Raw genomic sequence first — 16,403 nt, forward strand, 5'->3', positions numbered from 1 at the left:
GTTCCGCAGCGGTCCGCTCGCCCGGGAGGGGACCGGCCCCGCCTATTCGGCGATGGTACCCGGAAACCGCCGTGCGAGGTCGGCCCGGGTGGATTCGAGCCAGGCGACCGGCCTGTCGCCCTTCGGCCGGTCGAGCTGCACGGTGCCGATCACCCGGGTCGGCCGCGGCGCCAGGAGCACAAGGGTATCGGCGAGCTCGAGCGCCTCGCGGACGTTGTGGGTGACCATCAGGACCGTCGCGTGCCGCCGTTCCGTCGCCGCCGCGATCAGGCGCCTCAGCCGTGCCGCCGTGTGGTCGTCGAGCGAGACCAGCGGCTCGTCGAGGATCAGGAGGTCGGGATCGAGAGCGAGCGCGCGCGCCAGCGCCACCCGCCGCTCCATGCCCAGGGAGAGCTCGCCCGTGTAGCGGCTGCGCGCATCCTCCAGGTCAAGTTCGGCGAAGAGATCGTCGAGCGAACGCTGCGCCAGCCCGGCCGGCAGCGTCAGGCGGACGTTCTCCTCGACGGTCCGCCAGGGCAGGAGCCGCGGCTCCTGGAACATGACGCCGACCCGCCCGCCGCCGGCCGGCAGCCTCACGGAGCCTTCGAAGTCGCGGTCGAGCCCGAGCAGGATCCTGAGCGTCGTCGACTTGCCGCAGCCCGACGGCCCGATCAGGCAGGCGAACTCCCCGGCGGGCACGGAGAACTCGAGCCCGCGAACGGCCTCGACGACCTGCCCGCGGGCGCTGTGGTAGGTCTTCCTGTCGATCCGGACCTCAAGCCGGCCGGATTCGCCAACGGACAGCATGGCGCTCGATGGGTTGGACGCAGCCGTACTCGATCAGCAGCATGACGGCCGCGAAGGCGACCGAATAGCCCAGAATGGCGGTGACGTCGAAGAGTTGGAAATAGAGGTGGATCGCGTAGCCGACGCCGTTCGGCCGGCCGAGCAGTTCCACCAGCAGGACGACCTTCCAGATGAGAGCGATGCCGGACCGGCCGGCGGCGGCGAAATAGGGCCCGAGCTGCGGCACCACGATGTGCCTCATGGCCGTCGCCCAGGACAGCCGGTAGACCCGCGCCACCTCGTCGAGCTTGGGATCGAGCGCCTTCGCGCCCTCCCGCAGGGTGACCGCCACGTTGGGGATCTTGTTCATCGCCACCGCGCCGATCGCCGCCGCCTCGTTGAGGCCGAACCAAACATAGGCGAGCACCGTGATGACGAGCGCGGGCGTATTCAGGAGCACGATCAGCCAGCTGTCGGCCATCCGGTCGATCGAGCGGTAGCGCCCCATGGCTATGCCGATTGCCGACCCGATCGTCATCGCCACCACGAAGGCGGCCGCGACCCGCGCGAGCGTGATGCCGATGTGGCGAAGGAGGTCGCCCGATTGGGCCTCGGCGACGATGAAGCGCGCCACCGCCACGGGGCCGGGCAGGGTCGACCGCCCGGTGGCGAGCGCTACCACCTCCCACAGGACGACCAGGGCCAGCAGCGAGGCGACCTGACGCGCGGCCCGGCCCGACAGGGAGCCGTCCGGTCCGGAGCCGCGCCCCTCGGCCATCTCAGAGGCCCGTCCAATAGATGCCGGCCGGCAGCGTCTTCGATGGCCCGACCAGCTTGTCGCCGCCGATCTCCGCCAGGATGGCGTAGATCCGGGCCGCGTCCGCGGTTTCCTCCGCCACCGGCCGCCGGGGGATCCCCTCGACGAAGCGCCGCTTCAGCGCCGCGAAGTCGGCATCGCTCTCCGCGCGCATCAGCGGCCGGATCCGCGCCCACTCGGCATCCGACCGGGCGAGGATCTCCTTGGCCTTCCGCGACGCCTCCACGAGCGCCTTGACGGCCGCCGGCCGGCTCTCGGCGACCTTCCCCTGGAACACGTAGCCGAGCATCGCCACGTCGCCCTTGACGCCGAAGTGCTTCGCCGCCTGGTCGAACGGCATCAGCTCGCGGAAGCCCTTGGCCTCCAGCCGCGCCGCGAAGTTCCAGAACAGCAGCGCCGCGTCCAGTTCCCCTTGCTCGAGCTTCTGCTGCAGCAGCGGCGGCGCCCCGTAGACCGGCTCGGCCTCTCGGGCGAGGTCAACCCCCGCCGTCTGCCGCGCGTAGCCCTGGATCAGGAGCCAGCCCTTGTCGAGCGCCCCGCCGGCGACGCCGATCTTCTTGCCCTTGAGGTCGCCGATCGACTTCGCCGGCGAGTTGGCGGGCACCATGATCGACCCCTCGGTCGACGAGAAGGGCACGTAGACGACCGGCCGCCCCTCGGCGTTGAGCCGCGCCGCCCAGAGCACGTCCGACACGATGGTGTCCACCTCCCCGGCCTGGAAGGCGATCCGCGCCGCGTCGTTGGAGGCGAGCTCGACCACCTCGAACTCGGCGCCGGCCTGCTGGTCGAGCTTGTTCGTCTTGATCACGTCGAGCTCCCAGCTCGCCGTGCCGAACTTCAGCACCCCGACCCGGAGCGTCTCGGCGGCGGCCGCCGGCCCGGCGGCGACCGCCACGGCGAGCAGCAGGCCGATCGCCAGCCTGCGCGAAAGCCCGACCATACGTGATCTCCCGGAAAAATTGTTATCGACGTTGATCAAATAGAATTCGCCCTGCCAAGACAAGTCGAAGCCTCGAGCCTGCGACAAAAAAGGCATAAGGAATCAATAAGAAACGGTGCTCCGCCGACCCCGGGTCGGCGCGTGCGGGCGGGCTCGCCTTGCCGCCTCCGGCCGGGCCGCTATGCTCCGTCGTCAGGACGAGACCGCTTCGCGCGGCGCCAGGACGACGGGGAGGAAGACATGGATCTCGAGGACATCTTCGGCTTCATGCCGGACGGCACGCCCGTCCCGCGCGTGACCATCGCCGGGGAGGACCTGCGCGTCGAACTGATCGGCTACGGCGCCTCGATCCGCGACCTGCTGGTCGGCGGCCGCCCGGTGGTGCTCGGCCTCGACACGCTCGAGGACTACGTGGCGCACTCCTCCCACATGGGCGCGGTCGCGGGACGCTACGCCAACCGCATCCGCAACGGGCGCTTCACGCTCGACGGCGTCGAGCAACAGCTGGTCCTGAACCAAGCTGGCCGGCACCATCTCCACGGCGGCGGCAACACGGGCTTCGGCAAGCGCCCCTGGAAGCTCCTCGCCCGCACGCCCCGCTCCGCCCTCTTCGGCTTCTCCTCGCCGGACGGCGACCAGGGCTACCCCGGTGCCGTCGAGGCCCGGATCCGCTACGAGGTCGCCGGCCCGGGCCTCCTCAGGATGGAGCTGACCGCCACCACCGACGCCCCGACCATCGTCAACCTGGCGACCCACAGCTACTTCAACCTCGACGGCGACGGCTCCGTGCTCGACCACATCCTGGAGATCCCGGCCGAGACCTACACGCCCGTGGACGCGGACCTCATTCCGACCGGCGCCATCGCGCCCGTCGCCGGGACGCCCTTCGACTTCCGCAGTCCGCGCCCGATCCGCCATCTCGCGGAGGGCGCCCATGTCGGCTACGACCACAACTTCGTCGTCGCCCGCGAGCGCGCCGCCGAGCCGCGCCTGATGGCGCGCGCGGCCGGCCCGAAGACGGGCATCCGCCTCGAGGTCTGGTCGACCGAGCCCGGCGTCCAGTTCTACGACGCCACGAAGATGAACGTGCCCGTCACGGGCACCCATGGCCGCCACTTCGGCGCCAATGCCGGCTTCTGCCTGGAGCCGCAGCTCTTCCCCGACACCCCCAACAACCCGGGCTTCGGCAGCGCCGTCCTGCGCCCCGGCCAGACATACCGCCAGCTCACCGAGTACCGCTTCGAAGGTCCCTGAGAGGGATCGGCGAGACGCCCCGGCCGGGAACCCTCGGCGCCTGCGGACGTTCCTGGAGACAGGAACATTCCAGGAACGAGGACCGCCATGGCCAAGGCCGAACACAACCCCGCGAACCCCAAGCTCGACCCCGATCCGGCGTCCAACACCGAGAAGCCGCCCGAGGACTGGGTGACAGGCGACGAGCCGATGACGGGGGCCCAGGCTTCCTACCTCAAGACCCTGTCCGAGGAGGCCCACGACCCGGACACCTTCGCGGACGATCTCACCAAGGCAGAGGCCTCCCGCCGGATCGACGCCCTGAAGGAGAAGCTCCGCCGCTGAGCCGGTCCCTGCGACGGGCGCTCCTTTTGGACCCCGCATTGCGCCGCCGTCGCCGAAGGACTATTCCGGCGGCACGTGACGTCGGAGGACAGCGGCCATGCTCAAGAAGACGAACCCCTGGGTGCGCGAGGCGAACCTGATCGGCGGCCAGTGGGTCGGAGCCGACAACGGTGCCGTGATCGAAGTCGACAATCCGGCCACCGGCGAGATCATCGGCACGGTCCCGAATGCCGGCCGCGCCGAGACGAAGCGTGCGATCGAGGCCGCCCATGCCGCCTTTCCGGCCTGGGCCGCCCGCACCGCGGCCGAGCGTGGCGCCGTCCTGCACCGGCTCGCCGGCCTGATCCGCGACAATGTCGATGCGCTCGCCGAGCTCCTGACCCTCGAGCAGGGCAAGTCCCTCGCCGAATCCAAGGGCGAGGTCATGATTTCGGCCGCCTACGTCCAGTGGTTCGCCGAGGAGGCCCGCCGCATCTACGGCGACGTCATCCCGTCTCCCTGGGCCAACCGCAAGATCCTGGTCACGCGCGAGCCCGTCGGCGTCGCGGCCTGCATCACGCCCTGGAACTTCCCCTCCTCGATGATCTCCCGCAAGGTCGGCGCCGCGCTCGCGGCCGGCTGCACGGTCGTCGTCAAGCCCGCCGAGCTCACCCCGTACTCGGGCCTCGCCTGGGGCGTGCTGGCCGCCGAGGCCGGCGTGCCGGACGGCGTCGTCAACATCGTGACCGGCACGGCCGCCCCGATCGGCGACGAGTTCATCGAGAACCCGCTCGTCCGCAAGCTGACCTTCACGGGCTCCACGCCGGTCGGCAAGATGCTCGCCTCGCGCGCCATCGCCAACATGAAGCGGGTCTCCATGGAGCTCGGCGGCAACGCCCCCTTCATCGTCTTCGACGACGCCGACATCGACCGGGCGGCCGAGCAGGCCGTCCTCTCCAAGTTCCGCAACTCCGGCCAGACCTGCGTCTGCACGAACCGCTTCTTCGTCCAGAGCGGGGTCTACGACGCCTTCGCCGAGAAGTTCGCCAAGGCGGTCGGGGCCTTGAAGGTCGGCAACGGGCTGGAGCCCGGCGTCGCCCAGGGCCCGCTCATCAACGCCAAGGCCATCGACAAGGTGGCGGCGCACGTGGCCGATGCGACCGCCAAGGGCGCCCGGGTCATCGCCGGCGGCACCCGGCATCCGCTCGGCGGCACCTTCTGGAGCCCGACCGTGCTGCGCGACGCCACCCCGGACATGCGCATCGCCTCCGAGGAGACCTTCGGCCCGGTCGCGCCGCTGTTCCGCTTCGAGACCGAGGAGGAGGCCGTCCGCCTCGCCAATTCGACCGAGTACGGCCTCGCCGGCTATTTCTTCACCCGCGACCTCGCCCGCGCCTTCCGGGTCGCCGGCGCGCTGAAGTATGGCCAGGTCGGCGTCAACGAGGGCCTGCTGACCACCGAGGTCGCGCCCTTCGGCGGCGTGAAGGACTCCGGCTTCGGACGCGAGGGCTCCAAGTACGGCGTCGAGGACTACCTGGACATGAAGTACGTCTGCATCGGCGGACTTTGATCGGCCGGCAGGAATGCGTTGGCGGAGGGCGGCCTTTGCGCGGGGCCGCCCTTTTCCGTGGCCCGGCCGCCGTGCCATGGTTCCGTAGCGAAACCAAAACGTCTTCGGCGGAGTCCTCATGATCAAGCTCTACGGCATCCCGCGCTCGCGCGGCTTCCGCAACATCTGGGCCCTGGAGGAGGCCGGCGTGGCCTACGAACAGGTGCCGGTCGGCTTCGACGGCGGCGAGATGAGCGTCTCGGCCCCCTGGTTCGCCCGGATCAACCCGGCGAAGCGCGTCCCCGTCCTCGAGGACGACGGCCTGGTCGTGACCGAATCGCTTGCCATCAACCTGTATCTCGCCAAGACCTACGGACCGGCGATCTACCCGTCGGACCCGAAGGCCGAAGCCAAGGTCCTGCAGTGGAGCTTCTTCGCCGCCACCGAGCTCGAGCGGCCGATCGGCCGCTACAACTACAACACCTTCGTGTACGCGCCGGAGAAGCGCTCCGCCGAAGCGGCGGCGGCCGCCCTCGCGGAGGCGACCCCGCGCCTGCAGCTCCTCGACCTCGCTCTCGGCGCAAGCCCCTATCTCGTCGGCGACGCCTTCACGATCGCCGACCTCAACGTTGCCTCGGTGCTCTACGGCGTCTGGTTCAACGGCTTCGACTTCTCGTCGACCCCCAACGTCGCCGCCTGGCTGGAGCGCTGCCTGGAACGCCCGGCGGCGCTCAAGGCCCGCAAGCTGCGCGAGGGCTGACACCCCTGCGCGGAGAGCGGCCGGCCCGGGCCCCGATCCCGGACCGGCCGCATCGCGGACGCGTCAGCCGCCCGTCCCGGCTTTCGCGATCGCGAATTGCTGGGTGGCCTGGAGGGCGTGGCTAGCATACATGACCGAGGGCCCCGCCCCCATATAGACCGCCATCGCCAGCGTCTCGGCGATCTCCGCCTCGGTCGCGCCCTGGTCGACGGCCGCCTTGGCATGGAACGCGATGCAGTCGTCGCACCGGACCGCCACCCCGACCGCGAGCGCGATCAGCTCCTTGGTCTTGGTGTCGAGCGCCTTGGGTGCCAGCGCGGACTGCGCCATGGCCGAGAAGGCCTTCATCACGTCGGGCGCCCCCGCCCGGAGGTCTCGGAGCCAGCCCGAGAGATCCCGCGTCGTCCCCTGCCAATCCGAAATCATCGCCGCCTCCTCAGCGTGCCTATCGGGCACCTTCACATGAGGAGATACTAATTTAGAATATGCGAAACAATGGGGACTGTCGCGGGACAGGCATGCTGCCGCCGCACTGCGACCGGCACCGGACGTCCCCTCAGACCCGCTCCAGCGCCAGGTGGGGACCGTCCGGAGTGACAACCCCGACCGGGTCGCCCGGGCGGACGACGCCCCCGGCCACCACCACGCCCATGATCCCCGCCTTGCGGACGAGCCGGCCGGCCGCGTCGCGGTCGAGAACCCGGGCGAGCAGCCCCGGCCGGAAGTCCTCGATCTGCCGGCACGGGTTGCGCAGGCCCGTGACCTCCACCACCGCCGTCGCCCCGAGATGCAGCCGGCTGCCCCGCAACAGGTCGAGGAGGTCGATGCCGCGGGTCGTCACGTTCTCGCCGAGCGCTCCGGGCGCGATCGCATATCCGGCCTCCGCGAGCGCGTCGAAGAGCTCGGCCGCGATCAGGTGGACCTGCCGCAGGTTCGGCTGGCCGGGGTCGGCCCGCAGGCGCGAAAGATGCTGCACGGTGGTGCCGAGATGCGCATCGCCCTCGACCCCGAGCCCTTCGAGGAGCCGGATCGACGGGACGGTCGGCTTGGAGAAGCGGTGCGCAGCGTCGCGCGCGACGGCGACCACGGACCCGGTCTGCTCGCGCCTCGCCATCGTGAAATCCGGATCGGGCGTGAAGGGGGCTGGTGGCGGGGGGCGGGATCGAACCGCCGACCTGAGGGTTATGAATCCTCCGCTCTAACCATCTGAGCTACCCAGCCACGCGCCGCGATATAAGAAACCCGGACCACCGGTGTCAAGGCGAACCGGCGCTGCGGCGGATCGGGGACGACCTCCCGTGGGAGATCGGGCCGCCCCCGCGGGTCAGGCGACCTCGCGCCCCTCGCCACCGCCCGGCGGCGGCACCTGGAAGCCCTCGTCGGCATATTCCTTGAGCTTGTTGCGCATGGTGCGGATCGAGATGCCGAGGATATTGGCCGCATGGGTGCGGTTGCCGAGGCAGTGGTCGAGCGTGGAGAGGATGAGGTCCCGCTCCACGTCCGCCACCGTGCGGCCCACGAGCGCCCGCGTCACCGCCTCGGCGGTCTCGGCGGCGCGCACCACGGCCGCGTTGCGCGGGTCGGACCGGTCGGCCCCGCCGGCCGTCAGCCGCTCGCCGTCGGGCGACAGGATCGAGCCCGCGTCGATCTCGTCCCCGGGAGCGATCAGCACCGCCCGGTGCATGCAGTTCTCGAGCTCCCGGACGTTGCCCGGCCAGCGCGCCCGCATGAGCTCCCGGCGCGCCTCCGGGCCGATCGCCTTCGGCTTGATGCCGTTCGTCTTGGCGTACTTGTCGGCGAAGTGCTCGGCGAGCGCCAGGATGTCGGCCGGCCGCTCGCGCAAGGGCGGGATCTTCAGGTTGACCACGTTGAGCCGGTAGAGCAGGTCCTCCCGGAAGGTCCCCTTCCTGACCTCTTCGGCCAGGTTGCGGTTCGAGGTCGCCAGGATGCGGATGTCGACCGGCACCGGCCGGCTGCCGCCGACGCGGTCGATGACGCGCTCCTGGATCGCCCGGAGAAGCTTCGCCTGCAGCCTGAGGTCCATCTCGGAGATCTCGTCGAGCAGCAGCGTGCCCCCGTCCGCCTCCTCGAACTTGCCGACCCGCCGCGCCACCGCCCCCGTGAAGGCCCCCTTCTCGTGGCCGAAGAGTTCGCTTTCGAGGAGCTGCTCGGGGATCGCCGCGCAGTTGACCGCGATGAACGGCTTGTCGGCCCGCGACGACTTGCGGTGCACGTGCCGGGCCAGCACCTCCTTGCCGGTGCCGCTCTCGCCCGTGATCAGGATCGAGGCGTCCGACGGCGCCACCTGGTCGGCGAGCCGCAGAACCCGCGCCATGGCGTCGTCCCGGATGACGAGGTCGCGCGCCTCCTCGGCCACCGCGGCGAGCACGGCGGCGATCAGCTCCGCGTCCGGCGGCAGCGGGATGTACTCCTTGGCGCCGGCCCGGATCGCCTCGACGGCCGCCCGCGCGTTGGACGAGGTCCCGCAGGCGACCACGGGCACGTGGATCAGTTCCATTTCCAGCTGCCGGATCAGCTCCGCGATCGGCTGGCCGACGTCGACCATCAGGAGGTCGGCGCCCTTGCCCGCGCGCAGCGTCTTCAGGGCGGTCTCGACCGAATCGGCGTGCAGCACGGAGGCGCCGCGGTCCATCGCCATGCGCGAGGCGACGGCGAGTTGCCCTCCGAGGGCACCGACGATGAGCAGTCTCATGGCTTCCTACCTCCCGGCCCGCCTCCTGGCGGCCTCGCTTGCGTGTTACCGCTCGCCCTTGATGATTTCCGTCATGGTGACGCCCAGCCGGTCCTCGACGAGCACCACCTCGCCGCGCGCGACCAGCCGGTTGTTGACGTAGATGTCGATCGCCTCGCCGACCTTGCGGTCGAGTTCCAGCACCGTCCCGGTCGACAGCTTGACGAGGTCGGAGACCTGCATGCGGGCCTGGCCCAGGATGGCCGAGACCTTCACGGGCACGTCGAAGACGGCCTCCAGATCCGCGGCGGTCCGGGCCGTCACGGGCTCGTCGTCGATGACGCTCGACTTGCGCGGCGCCCCCATGTCGGAAAGATCGAGACCTTCGTCGGCTGCCATGGCTCAGATCCTCTCGCCCGGCCGGACCGGGTCGGTATGCGGCGGATGCTCGTCGACGCCCTGCTCGCGGGCGGTGAAATACTGCTGGACGGCCGCCTCGATGCCGGCCGCGATCGCGGCGCTGTCGCGCACGATGCCGCCGTCGGCCCATTCGATGCGGCAATCGCCGCGCGCGATCTCCGGCTCGCCCAGGATGACGATCCGGCCCTCGAACCCGGTCTCCCGGGCGATCCGGTCGACCGAGGCCCTGACCGCCTCCGCGGAATCCTCCCGGAGCCTCAGGACCAGGTGCGGCGACTTGCGCAAGGGCCCGAGGCACTCGGCCAGGAGCGCCCGGACGGCCGCGGTCGGCTCCCGGTCGACCAGCGCCCCGGCGAGCTTGCGCGCCGCCGCCATCGCCAGGTCGACGGCCTGCTTCTCGATCGCCAGCCGGTCCGCCTCAAGGGCGGCGAGGAGCGCCCGCGACGAGGCGACCAGCACCGCGGCCTCGTCGGCGAGCCGCTCGGCTGCCCGCACCTCCGCGGCCCGCCGGCCTTCCTCGTAGCCCTCGGCCCGCGCCCGCGCCTCCGCGGCCGCGACCTCGGCGAGGTGGAAGTCGAGCTCCACCTTCGGGGTCTCGGGAACGGCCTCGACGATCTCCTCCGCCGGCTTCGGCGGGGGCGCCGCGAAGTCCAGGTCGAACAGGAAGCGGGCGGGGGCGGCCATGGATCTCGTCGGCTCCTCAGTAGATGATCTCGTCGTCGCCCTTGGACTTGGAGATCATGATCTCGCCCTTGGCCGCGAGGTCCTTGGCGACGTTGACCATCATGCCCTGGCTCTCGTCCACGTCGCGCAGCCGGACCGGCCCGAGCGCCTCCATGTCCTCCTTGAGGAGCGAAGCGGCGCGGCTCGACATGTTGGAGAAGAAGTAGTTCTTGAGCGTGTCGGACGCGCCCTTGAGGGCGAGCGCCAGCTTGTCCTTCTCGACGTTGCGCAACAGCGTCTGGATGCCGGCCGCATCGAGCTTGCCGAGATCCTCGAAGGTGAACATCAGCGCCTTGATCTTCTCCGCCGATTCCCGGTTCTCCTCCTCGAGCGCCGTCAGGAACCGCGCCTCCGTCTGCCGGTCGAAGGAGTTGAAGATCTCCGCCATCAGCTCGTGGGCGTCGCGCCGCGACGTGTGGCTGAGGTTCGACATGAACTCGATGCGCAGCGTCTGCTCGACCTTGTCGAGCACCTCCTTCTGCACCGCCTCCATCTTCAGCATGCGGTTGACGACCTCGAGGCTGAACTCCTCCGGCAGGATGGCGAGCACCCGGCCGGCATGGTCCGACCGGATCTTGGAGAGCACGAGCGCGACGGTCTGCGGGTACTCGTTCTTCAGGTAGTTGGCGAGGACGTTCTCCTGGACGTTCGAGAGCTTCTCCCACATGTTCCGGCCGGCCGGCCCGCGGATCTCCTCCAGGATCTGGTTCACGCGTTCGGGCGCCAGGAAGGAGAGCAGGATCCGCTCGGTCGAATCGAGGTTGCCGGTGAGCGAGCCCTTCGACGAGATCCTGGTGACGAAGTCGACGAACAGGTTCTCCAGCATCTCGGGGGAAACCGGCCCGAGCCGCGCCATCGCGAGCGAGACCTGCCGGATCTCCAGTTCGTCGAGCCGCTTCCAGACCTCGCGTCCGTGCTCCTCGCCGAGCGCCAGCAGGAGCACGGCGGCCCGCTCGGCGCCGGCCAGCTCGCGGTAGGTTTCGGTCGCCGAGACCTGGAGCCTGGCGTTTTCCTGGACGGGGGCGGGCGTGGCGGCCATGGTCGATCAGCCCTCGCTGAGCCAGCTGCGGATGAGGGCGGTCGCCTCCTCGGGGAATTCCTTGATGAGGTCGCCGACCTTGCCGATGGAGTTCGCCTGCAGGGCGCCGAGCTGCTTGGCATGCTCGAGCTTGGTCGGGTCGAGCCCGCCGGCGGGCAGCGCCACCGCACCCTCGCCCTTGGCCGCCGCATGCGCCTCCGAGATCGGCACGGGCACGGGCTTGCCGTCCGGCCCGATCGTGACCGCCGGAAGCGAGATCTGCAGGGTGCCGGGCTCCCCGGTGATCTGCACGGCCGCCGTGCCGGCACCCGGGACCGAGCCGCCGGGGCTGTCGGCCGAGACCATCTTGCGGATCAGCGGACGGACCGCGAAGAGCATGACGAGCAGCGTCATCAGGAGCAGCACGCCGAGTTCGGCGAGCCGCAGGACGTCGTCCTTGGTGAACTCGAACATCGACATCCAGCCGGACTTCGCCTGCTCGAGCGGCAGCGAGGCCGGAGCCTCGGCGAAGCGCAGGTTGACGACCTCGACCTGGTCGCCGCGCTTCTGGTCGAAGCCGACCGCGGAGCGGACGATGGCGGAGATCCGGTCGAGATCCTCCTGGCCGCGCGGCTGGTAGGTCACCTCGCCGTTCTGCCCCGTGGTGTAGACGCCGTCGACCAGCACCGCCACCGAGACCCGCTTGACACGGCCCGCCTCCAGCACTTCCGTCCGGCTCGTCTTCGAGATCTCGTAATTGACGAGCTCCTCGGTCGAGTTGGACGCGTCGCGGCCGGCGTTGCCGCCCTGCTGCTGGGTCGACCCGGGGATCTGGTTGCCGACCGAAACGGCGCGCTCGCCCGCCGCCGAGGTCGAGCTCTCCTCCTTGGTCTGGGTCGAGCGGACCACCTGGCCGTTCGGATCGAAGGTGTCCGAGGTCTGGGTGATCCGGTTGTAGTCCATCTCGGCGGAGACGCGCACCCGCGCGCGGCCCTGGCCGACCACCGAGGCGACGATCGATTCGATCTGGCCTTCGAGCCGCCGCTCGAAGGCGGCGTTGCGGTCCTGCAGCGTGGAGGCCAGCGCGCCCTGCGGGTCCTCCTCGGTCCCGCCGCCGAGCAGCGCGCCCTTCTCGTCCACGATCGAGACACGGCTCGGCTTGAGCCCCTCCACCGCGGAGGCGACGAGATGCTGGACGGAGCGGATCTGGGCGGGCTCGAGCGACCCGCGCAGCTTCAGCACGATCGACGCCGAGGGCGCCGCCTTCTCACGCTGGAAGAGCTGCCGCTCTGGGATGACCAGGTGGACGCGGGCGGCCTGCACCCGGTCGATCGCCCGGATGGTGCGGGCGAGTTCGCCCTCGAGGGCGCGCAGGTGATTGATGTTCTGCACGAAGCTCGTCGTGCCGAGCGCGTCGGACTTGTCGAAGATCTCGTAGCCGACCGAGCCGCCGGCCGGAATTCCCTTCTCGGCGAGTCGCATGCGCAGTCGCAGCATCTGGTCCTTGGGGACCATGACCTGCGACCCTTCCTGCCTCAGTTCGTACGGGACGCCGGCGCTTTCCAGCTCCTTGACGATCTGGGCGGAGTCCTGGACCGACAGGTCGGAGTAGAGCGGCGCCATCGCGGGCTGGCTCGCCCGCATGATAATGTAGCCGAAGAACCCGACGAGGATCGCGGCCACCACCGCCATCGCGGCGAGGCGTTGGGGACCCAGGGTTTTCAGGAACGCGGCGACGCCGTTCAAGGGAGTTCATCCGGTCGGGGGGGGATCGCGGTCCGGTGCCTGGCTCCGGGTGGGGGCCGGCCTCCCGCACCGAACCGCTAGGCAAGAATTTCCCAGGGCTTGGTAAACGGCCGGTTAACGGCCCGGTCGTCCTGCGCCGGCAGCGACGAATTTCGCGGGCCGGAGCCCGGCGGCACGGCCCCCGCCCGGTCGGAATTGCCGGGCGCCGTTAACGCCGCCGATTTCGCCCGCCGGGCCGGCCGGGCGGAATCCGGGAAAAGAAAAAGGCCGGCGTGAGCCGGCCTTTGAGTAGCTTCGATCCTCTGACGAGGAGATCACTGCCTGTAGTGCTGGATCCGCGTCGTCCGGAGCCCCGCCAGACCATGACGGTCGATGGACTGCTGCCAGGCGATGAACTCCTCGACGGTCAGGGTGTATCGATTGCAGGCCTCCTCGAGCGAAAGCAGCCCCCCACGGACCGCGGCGACGACTTCTGCCTTGCGCCGGATGACCCACCGTTTCGTATCGCTCGGCGGAAGATCGGCGATGGTCAGCGGGCTGCCGTCGGGCCCGATGACATACTTCACACGCGGTCGTAATTGATCGGTCATCGTACACTCACACACTCGATGCGACCACATCGAGGTCAAGCTACGGCCCGTGCCTTAAAATATGGCTAAGCTGACAGCCCCGATCGTGCGCTTTCGCGCAAATCCGTGTCCCGGACGCGAACGGGGCCCCCGGAGGGGCCCCGCGCTTTGCCGGTCGCACGGCCCCGCTCAGACGCTCGGCCTCACCTTCTTCACCGACCAGAGGGACACCGACATGCCGTTGACGAGCAGGTTCGGGTCGCCGTTGGTGAAGTCCAGGCCGTCCACCCTGCCGGTGATCTCCTGCGTGATCCGGACCGCGTTCCCCGCGGAATCCTTCGCGTCCACGACGAGGCTGTAGGTGCCCGCCGGGGCCGTGTTGCCGTCCGAGGTCTTGCCGTTCCAGACATATTCGTTGGTGCCGGCCGTCAGCGCCTTCTCGCCCGCGAAGACGACGTCGCCGGACTCGTTTCGGATCTCCACCTTGGCGGTCGCCGCCTTCGGCGCCGTGAAGCTCCAGGTGGCCTGGCCGTTCTCCAGCTTGGTCTGACCCGAATCGACCGTCACGGTCGTCCCCACGTAGTTGACCAGCGCGGTGGCGTTGGAGACCGCCAGAGCCGTCTTCATCTCCTCGAGGTTGGCGTTCATCTTGATCTGCTGCTCGATCGAGGAGAACTGCACCAGCTGCTGGGTGAACTGGTTCGCGTCCATCGGCTCGAGCGGGCTCTGGTTCTTGAGCTGCGTGGTGAGCAGCGTCAGGAACGTCTCGTAGTTCGAGGTCAGCTTCGACTGGTCGGTCTTCGCCGTCGAAGTCTGCCCCGGGACCGAAGTCACGCCCGACAAGGCCATGGTCGATACTCCTCAAGACCGGCCCCATGCCCGTCGCCGGGCGACGCGGGGCCCCTCGTGCCTCACACTCTGACGTCTATGCCCGTGGTCCGGGCCGGCCTCGCATAGGCCGCCGCCACGGGCGGGACGACCTCCTGGGGGGCCGTCCCGACGCCCTGTCGTTCGTCGTTCGCAAGGACCGTGCCACGCCAGCCCTGCCGGCCGCCGCCCGCCTGGTCCTGGCGCAGCGACAGCGACACGCCGTCATCGGCGAGCCGCATGCCGGCCTGTTCGAGCGACCGCTCCAGGCTCCGCTGGTCGCGCAGCATCATGTCGAGCGTCTCGACCCGCTCGACCACCAGATGGGCTCGGATCTCCCCGCTGCCGGCGATCTGCACCTGCACGTCGACCCGGCCGAGTTCCGGTGGGTCCAGGCGGATCTCGAAGCGCCGGTCGCCGTGCGCCGCATGGGCGAGCACGCCCGTGGCGACCTGCTCGGCCGGCGAGACCCGGGGCGGGGCCGCGGGCGCGCCCGTGGCGGTCGCCGCCTGGAGCGTGGTCGTCTGGCCCACTGCGGGCGGCACCGTCGAGGCCGGAGCCTCGGCAGACGCGATCCCCGTATCCGGCTCTGCGGCCTTGCCGGGCCCGTCCGGCGGACCGGCCGGGACCGTCGTGGCCGTGGCGACCCTCGCGGCAGCCGCCGGGGCCGCAGGGGCCACGGCCGGCGGCGTCTCGACCGGCTGGGCGGGATCGGTCTTCGCCAGGGGCGCGACCGTCCCGGACGTCTTCGCGGGCGATGCCGGCGCGTTGCGCGGGGTGACGGGCGCCGCCGCCTCGGCGCCGCCCTGCCCGTCGTCCTGACCGGACGGGCCCGTATCGGCCGCCGGGGGGCCGGCAACGGCCTGCGTCGGCCCGGTCAGGCCGGTCGGGGGTGCGGTCTCGACCGGAATGCCCGGGTCCGCCATTGGCGTGACGGCGCCGGCGGTCGGTCCGCCCTGCATCGGGGGGGCGGTGTCGGCCCGTGCGTTCGTCGAGGTCTGGGGCGGGGCGGCGGTCTCGACGCTCGTCCCGGGATCTGCAGGAATCGTCGCCGCCGTCTCCGTCGCCGCGCCCGGGGCAAGGGCGGTGGTGACCTTGATCGAGACGATCGCCGCCTGCTCGGCCGCTCCCGAACCGACGTCGGCGCCCGGCGCGCCCGTGTCGGCCGTGCCGGATCCGAGCGCCCCGGCGCCGGAGGCCGCGGCCGGCCGGATGGCCGGGGAAACCTGCGGGATGATGGGAAGTCCGGCCTGCGGCGTCTTTGCGCCCGCTTCGGGCGCCGCGCCGCGCGGGGCCGCGGCCTCGGGCGACGTCGCGCCCGGATCGGCGGTGCCGGCGGCCGCCGGCAGGGTCGGCGGCAGGGTCGGAGGCAGGCTGCCGGGCGGCGCCGTCGGCGCGGCGACGCCCCCTTCCGCGCTCGCCGCGCCCGGATCGACGGCCGGCGCGGCGGCCGGATCGGCAGACCCGGCTTGCAGGAGGGCGGCCAGGACGGCCTGTTGCGGCGCCGGCAGAACCTGGGGCGGCGCGCCGGTCGAATCCGGGGCGGCTGCCCCCGCCTCGGCGGGGGGATTGCCGGTGCCGGAAGCCTCCTCGGACGTCTCCCCGTCGTCCGCCGGGGCGGCACCGGACGGGTCGTCCGCCCCTGTGGTCGCGGACTGCCGGGCGGCGCCGGTCGACGGACCTGGATCCTCGGCGGCCGGGGCCGGGGCCTCGCGCCCGGCCGGCGGCGCCGCCGTGGCGGACCGGGCCGGGGCCGGCGGGCGCGCCGAGGCCGGCCGCTGCGGCGGCTGCGTCTCGGCCGACGGAGCCGGGGGAGCGTCCTCTTCCGCCCGCGGCGCGGTGGCGGCCATGATCTCCTCGAAGCCGCCGCGGGGCCGCGTCTCGGCACCGGAGGCTGCGGGCAGGGTCCTTCCGCCGGCGGGCGGGGTACGGGCGGGCGTGACGGCGACGCTGGACACTTCGGTTCCTCGGGGAGGCTCG

The 16,403-nt window shown here is 71.0% G+C and carries 17 protein-coding genes and 1 tRNA gene; 4 read left to right on the forward strand and 14 right to left on the reverse strand.

From position 1 onward, the window contains the following. Window positions 1-42 precede the first annotated feature (42 nt). From WBG79_RS21395 to WBG79_RS21405, 3 genes are read right to left on the reverse strand one after another with little or no spacing between them, the layout of a single operon-like run. On the reverse strand, window positions 43-786 hold the full coding sequence (locus tag WBG79_RS21395; RefSeq protein ID WP_337359254.1) for an ABC transporter ATP-binding protein: 744 nt from the start codon (window positions 784-786) through the stop codon (window positions 43-45). Next, a complete protein-coding gene (locus tag WBG79_RS21400; RefSeq protein WP_337359255.1) occupies window positions 755-1,543 on the reverse strand; it encodes an ABC transporter permease in 789 nt (262 codons plus the stop codon). The genes WBG79_RS21395 and WBG79_RS21400 overlap by 32 nt, the downstream gene beginning before the upstream one ends. A gap of 1 nt (window position 1,544) precedes the next feature. After that, a complete protein-coding gene (locus WBG79_RS21405) occupies window positions 1,545-2,522 on the reverse strand; it encodes an ABC transporter substrate-binding protein (RefSeq protein WP_337359256.1) in 978 nt (325 codons plus the stop codon). A 240-nt stretch (window positions 2,523-2,762) separates the two neighbouring features. Here WBG79_RS21405 and WBG79_RS21410 point away from each other — a divergent pair, with 240 nt between their 5' ends. From WBG79_RS21410 to WBG79_RS21425, 4 genes are all read left to right on the forward strand, one after another. Next, window positions 2,763-3,776, forward strand: a complete 1,014-nt coding sequence (locus WBG79_RS21410; protein WP_337359257.1) for an aldose epimerase family protein — start codon at window positions 2,763-2,765, stop codon at window positions 3,774-3,776. A gap of 87 nt (window positions 3,777-3,863) precedes the next feature. After that, the gene (locus WBG79_RS21415) at window positions 3,864-4,100 is read left to right on the forward strand and encodes a DUF3072 domain-containing protein (protein ID WP_337359258.1); all 237 of its coding nucleotides are present in this window, start codon (window positions 3,864-3,866) and stop codon (window positions 4,098-4,100) included. A 97-nt stretch (window positions 4,101-4,197) separates the two neighbouring features. Beyond that, complete coding sequence (locus WBG79_RS21420) at window positions 4,198-5,649, forward strand: NAD-dependent succinate-semialdehyde dehydrogenase (RefSeq protein ID WP_337359259.1); 1,452 nt, start codon at window positions 4,198-4,200, stop codon at window positions 5,647-5,649. A gap of 118 nt (window positions 5,650-5,767) precedes the next feature. Beyond that, window positions 5,768-6,388, forward strand: a complete 621-nt coding sequence (locus tag WBG79_RS21425) for a glutathione S-transferase family protein (RefSeq protein ID WP_337359260.1) — start codon at window positions 5,768-5,770, stop codon at window positions 6,386-6,388. A gap of 63 nt (window positions 6,389-6,451) precedes the next feature. Here the strand turns inward: WBG79_RS21425 and WBG79_RS21430 are convergent, their stop codons facing one another. The 11 genes from WBG79_RS21430 to WBG79_RS21480 form a co-directional block, all read right to left on the reverse strand. Continuing rightward, on the reverse strand, window positions 6,452-6,814 hold the full coding sequence (locus WBG79_RS21430) for a carboxymuconolactone decarboxylase family protein (RefSeq protein ID WP_337359261.1): 363 nt from the start codon (window positions 6,812-6,814) through the stop codon (window positions 6,452-6,454). Between the two features lie 130 nt (window positions 6,815-6,944). Continuing rightward, a complete protein-coding gene (locus WBG79_RS21435; protein ID WP_337359262.1) occupies window positions 6,945-7,502 on the reverse strand; it encodes an MOSC domain-containing protein in 558 nt (185 codons plus the stop codon). A 30-nt stretch (window positions 7,503-7,532) separates the two neighbouring features. Next, window positions 7,533-7,609 (reverse strand) — tRNA-Met (locus tag WBG79_RS21440). 103 nt (window positions 7,610-7,712) lie between these two features. Next, a complete protein-coding gene (gene flbD, locus WBG79_RS21445) occupies window positions 7,713-9,101 on the reverse strand; it encodes a sigma-54-dependent transcriptional regulator FlbD (RefSeq protein ID WP_337359263.1) in 1,389 nt (462 codons plus the stop codon). 45 nt (window positions 9,102-9,146) lie between these two features. Then, window positions 9,147-9,446: a flagellar motor switch protein FliN gene (gene fliN, locus WBG79_RS21450; protein WP_337359389.1), complete on the reverse strand. Its 300-nt coding sequence runs from the start codon at window positions 9,444-9,446 to the stop codon at window positions 9,147-9,149. Between the two features lie 36 nt (window positions 9,447-9,482). Beyond that, a complete protein-coding gene (locus WBG79_RS21455) occupies window positions 9,483-10,184 on the reverse strand; it encodes a FliH/SctL family protein (protein WP_337359264.1) in 702 nt (233 codons plus the stop codon). A 16-nt stretch (window positions 10,185-10,200) separates the two neighbouring features. Further along, window positions 10,201-11,262 carry a flagellar motor switch protein FliG gene (fliG, locus tag WBG79_RS21460; RefSeq protein WP_337359265.1) on the reverse strand — a complete coding sequence of 354 codons (1,062 nt, stop codon included), beginning with the start codon at window positions 11,260-11,262 and terminating at the stop codon, window positions 10,201-10,203. 6 nt (window positions 11,263-11,268) lie between these two features. Then, window positions 11,269-12,987: a flagellar basal-body MS-ring/collar protein FliF gene (fliF, locus tag WBG79_RS21465; RefSeq protein ID WP_337359266.1), complete on the reverse strand. Its 1,719-nt coding sequence runs from the start codon at window positions 12,985-12,987 to the stop codon at window positions 11,269-11,271. 314 nt (window positions 12,988-13,301) lie between these two features. After that, window positions 13,302-13,577, reverse strand: a complete 276-nt coding sequence (gene sciP, locus WBG79_RS21470; RefSeq protein WP_337359267.1) for a CtrA inhibitor SciP — start codon at window positions 13,575-13,577, stop codon at window positions 13,302-13,304. A gap of 168 nt (window positions 13,578-13,745) precedes the next feature. Then, window positions 13,746-14,405, reverse strand: a complete 660-nt coding sequence (locus WBG79_RS21475; protein WP_337359268.1) for a flagellar hook assembly protein FlgD — start codon at window positions 14,403-14,405, stop codon at window positions 13,746-13,748. A gap of 62 nt (window positions 14,406-14,467) precedes the next feature. Next, complete coding sequence (locus WBG79_RS21480) at window positions 14,468-16,381, reverse strand: flagellar hook-length control protein FliK (protein WP_337359269.1); 1,914 nt, start codon at window positions 16,379-16,381, stop codon at window positions 14,468-14,470. Window positions 16,382-16,403: the final 22 nt, after the last annotated feature.

This window comes from Prosthecomicrobium sp. N25 (assembly GCF_037203705.1).
Classification (GTDB): Bacteria; Pseudomonadota; Alphaproteobacteria; order Rhizobiales; family Ancalomicrobiaceae; genus Prosthecodimorpha.

What these genes read in the sequence shown, in the direction of transcription:
- flbD (WP_337359263.1), bottom strand. Translation starts at nt 9,101, where the DNA reads ATGAGACTGCTCATCGTCGGTGCCCTCGGAGGGCAACTCGCCGTCGCC.
- fliN (WP_337359389.1), bottom strand. Translation starts at nt 9,446, where the DNA reads ATGGGGGCGCCGCGCAAGTCGAGCGTCATCGACGACGAGCCCGTGACG.
- WBG79_RS21410 (WP_337359257.1), top strand. Translation starts at nt 2,763, where the DNA reads ATGGATCTCGAGGACATCTTCGGCTTCATGCCGGACGGCACGCCCGTC.
- WBG79_RS21415 (WP_337359258.1), top strand. Translation starts at nt 3,864, where the DNA reads ATGGCCAAGGCCGAACACAACCCCGCGAACCCCAAGCTCGACCCCGAT.
- sciP (WP_337359267.1), bottom strand. Translation starts at nt 13,577, where the DNA reads ATGACCGATCAATTACGACCGCGTGTGAAGTATGTCATCGGGCCCGAC.
- WBG79_RS21425 (WP_337359260.1), top strand. Translation starts at nt 5,768, where the DNA reads ATGATCAAGCTCTACGGCATCCCGCGCTCGCGCGGCTTCCGCAACATC.
- fliG (WP_337359265.1), bottom strand. Translation starts at nt 11,262, where the DNA reads ATGGCCGCCACGCCCGCCCCCGTCCAGGAAAACGCCAGGCTCCAGGTC.
- WBG79_RS21475 (WP_337359268.1), bottom strand. Translation starts at nt 14,405, where the DNA reads ATGGCCTTGTCGGGCGTGACTTCGGTCCCGGGGCAGACTTCGACGGCG.
- WBG79_RS21400 (WP_337359255.1), bottom strand. Translation starts at nt 1,543, where the DNA reads ATGGCCGAGGGGCGCGGCTCCGGACCGGACGGCTCCCTGTCGGGCCGG.
- WBG79_RS21455 (WP_337359264.1), bottom strand. Translation starts at nt 10,184, where the DNA reads ATGGCCGCCCCCGCCCGCTTCCTGTTCGACCTGGACTTCGCGGCGCCC.
- WBG79_RS21430 (WP_337359261.1), bottom strand. Translation starts at nt 6,814, where the DNA reads ATGATTTCGGATTGGCAGGGGACGACGCGGGATCTCTCGGGCTGGCTC.
- WBG79_RS21395 (WP_337359254.1), bottom strand. Translation starts at nt 786, where the DNA reads ATGCTGTCCGTTGGCGAATCCGGCCGGCTTGAGGTCCGGATCGACAGG.
- WBG79_RS21405 (WP_337359256.1), bottom strand. Translation starts at nt 2,522, where the DNA reads ATGGTCGGGCTTTCGCGCAGGCTGGCGATCGGCCTGCTGCTCGCCGTG.
- WBG79_RS21420 (WP_337359259.1), top strand. Translation starts at nt 4,198, where the DNA reads ATGCTCAAGAAGACGAACCCCTGGGTGCGCGAGGCGAACCTGATCGGC.
- WBG79_RS21435 (WP_337359262.1), bottom strand. Translation starts at nt 7,502, where the DNA reads ATGGCGAGGCGCGAGCAGACCGGGTCCGTGGTCGCCGTCGCGCGCGAC.